Source organism: Micrococcus sp. KRD096, assembly GCF_017168495.1.
Taxonomy (GTDB): domain Bacteria; phylum Actinomycetota; class Actinomycetes; order Actinomycetales; family Micrococcaceae; genus Micrococcus; species Micrococcus luteus.
This window is the reverse complement of sequence record NZ_JABFAY010000016.1, coordinates 46341-48848: the sequence shown is the minus strand read 5'-3', so window position 1 is coordinate 48848 and position 2508 is coordinate 46341. Positions and strand designations below refer to the sequence as shown.

Here is a 2508-nt window from a genome sequence, read left to right as displayed (position 1 = left end):
GCCGTCAGGAGTCCCGCCGTGAGCGCACCGTCCCCCCGCCCGTCCGCCGATCGCGCCGGATCCGGCCGCCCGGCACGCGGCGGTCTGCGCACCACGGTCAAGGGCCCGCTCGTCTTCTCCGCCGTGCTCGGCCTGATCGGCGGGGTGATCGCCGGCATCACCGCCTCCGGCGGCACCCAGAATCCACTGCGCGTCGACATCGCGCTGATCGCCTTCGGCGTCTTCTTCATGACCTCGCTCGTGGTGGTGGCCATGCTGCAGCTCGCCGCGCGCGAGAACCCGGACCACCTCTCCCAGGGCTCCGGTGTGAACCGCTCCTCCGAGGAGATGTTCCGCAAGGCCGCCGCCGACCGCCGCGCCCAGGCCGCCGCCGAGCGCCGCGAGCAGGGCGGCACCGGAGGCGACGCCCCCCGCGCCTGAGCCCGGCGCCTCAGAACCCGAGGCTGCGTGCCTCCCGCCGCAGCGCGTCCGCCGAGGCGTGCAGCGCCCGCATCTCCGCGTCGTCCAGCTCGGGCTGGATCACGCGGGTGACGCCGTCGCGCCCCACCACGGACGGCATGGACAGGGCGACGTCCGAGAGCCCGTGGACGCCGTCGAGCACGGTGGAGACCGGCAGAATGGCGTGCTGGTCGCGCAGGATCGCCTCGAGCAGGCGGGTCGTGGCCACGCCGACCGCGTACGTGGTGGCGCCCTTGCCCTGGATCACCTCGTACGCGGCGTGCACCACGGTGTCCGCCACCTCGTCCAGGTCGGCGCGGGTGAACAGCGGGTCGACCGGCGTCGGCCACTCCAGGATGGGCGTCGGGCCGATGCGCGCCGAGCTCCACGCGGGGAACTCCGTGTCCCCGTGCTCGCCGAGGATGGCCGCGTGCACCGACGACGGGTGGACCTGCGCCCGCGACGCCAGCAGCCACCGCAGGCGGGACGTGTCCAGGAGGGTGCCCGAGCCGATCACCCGGCCGGCAGGCAGACCGGTGAGGCGCTGGGCCACCAGCGTGAGGACGTCCACGGGATTGGTGACGAGCACGATCAGCGCCTCCGGCGCGTGCGCCTGCACCTGGGGCAGCAGGCCGCGCAGGATCTCCACGTTGTGCGCGCCGAGGTCGAGGCGGGTCTGCCCCGGCTTCTGCTTGGCGCCGGCCGTGATCACCACGACCTCGCAGCCGGCCAGGACGTCCGGGTCCGCGCCGCCGGTCATCGCCGACGCGGAGGTGAACGGGGTGCCGTGGGCCAGGTCGAGGACCTCGGCGCGGACCTTGGGCTCGTCGATGTCGTACAGGGCGACCTCGCGGGCGACGCCGCGGATCAGCGCCGCATAGCAGATCGCCGTGCCGACGCCGCCGGCCCCCACGACGCCGACCTTGCGGTGGGCGGGTCCGAGGGACGCGGGGGTGTTGTGGGTCATGAGGTTCTTGACATGGGTACCGGGCTGAGATGAGACGAGTGGGCCCCGCCCCGCAGGATGGAGGTTCCTACACCACCCACCTGCCAGAAGAGACCCACTCATGACTCACGCTAACGCACCCCTGACCCCCACTGGCCGTCTCAGGATGGTCCACCGCCACCTGCACGACGGGATCCCGCAGGCACACGTGGCCGCCGAGTTCCGGGTGAGCCGGCCCACGGTGGCCACCTGGGTCGCCCGCTACCGCGCCCAGGGAGAAGCCGGCCTTCAGGACCTGCCCAGCCGGCCGCACCGTTCACCTGCCCAGCTCGATCCGGTCCTGGTCGCCCAGATCCACGCCCTGCGGCGGGAGCGCAAGTGGTCCGCACGGCGCATCCATCACCACCTCGTCTCTGAAGGCCACCGGGTGTGTCTTCGTACCGTGGGACGGTGGCTGCACCGACTCGGGATCTCCCGCCTACGGGACCTGACCCCGGCCGGAGAAGACCTGCGCCAACGACCCCAGAAGATCACCGCGAGAGGGCCGGGGCACATGGTGCACCTGGACGTGAAGAAGATCGGGAAGATCCCTGACGGGGGCGGCTGGCGTGCTCACGGACGTGACAGTGAAGCAGGCCGTGCTTCCAAGCGTGGTGCAGGCCGGCGGGTCGGCTACACCTATCTGCACTCGGCGATCGACGGGTTCACCCGGCTGGCCTACACCGAAGCGTTGGAGGACGAGCGGGCGGCCACGACCGTGAGCTTCTACTGCCGGGCGCGGGCGTTCTTCGCCGCCCACGGCATCACCGTGGACCGGGTGATCACGGACAACGGAAACAACTACCGGGCCGTGGACTTCACCGGGAAGGTGGTCTCGCTCGGGGGCCGGCACCACCGGATCCGCCCCTACACCCCGCGCCATAACGGGAAGGTCGAACGGTACAACCGGCTGATGGTCGATGAGGTCCTCTACGCCCGCCCGTACTCCTCAGAGCAAGCTCGGCGTGAGGCCCTGCAGGTGTGGGTGAACCACTACAACTACCATCGGCCTCATACCTCCTGCGGAGACGCTCCTCCGGCCTCACTGGCACCGACCCGAGTCAACAACGTCATGCCCTCCTACA

3 protein-coding genes are annotated in these 2508 nt (G+C 71.4%); 2 read left to right on the top strand and 1 reads right to left on the bottom strand.

What is annotated here, in order from left to right; all coding sequences use genetic code 11:
• Nucleotides 1-18 precede the first annotated feature (18 nt).
• A complete protein-coding gene (locus tag J1M41_RS07375; protein WP_049144854.1) occupies nucleotides 19-420 on the top strand; it encodes a hypothetical protein in 402 nt (133 codons plus the stop codon).
• A 10-nt stretch (nucleotides 421-430) separates the two neighbouring features.
• Here J1M41_RS07375 and J1M41_RS07370 read toward each other — a convergent pair whose 3' ends face one another.
• Entirely contained in the window at nucleotides 431-1405 is a 975-nt protein-coding gene (locus J1M41_RS07370; RefSeq protein ID WP_206451459.1) for an L-lactate dehydrogenase, read from the bottom strand.
• 100 nt (nucleotides 1406-1505) lie between these two features.
• On the opposite strand from J1M41_RS07370, the gene J1M41_RS07365 reads away from it, so the two are divergent.
• Nucleotides 1506-2508 (top strand): IS481 family transposase (locus J1M41_RS07365; RefSeq protein ID WP_206451458.1); only part of this gene is annotated, 1003 nt, incomplete at its 3' end.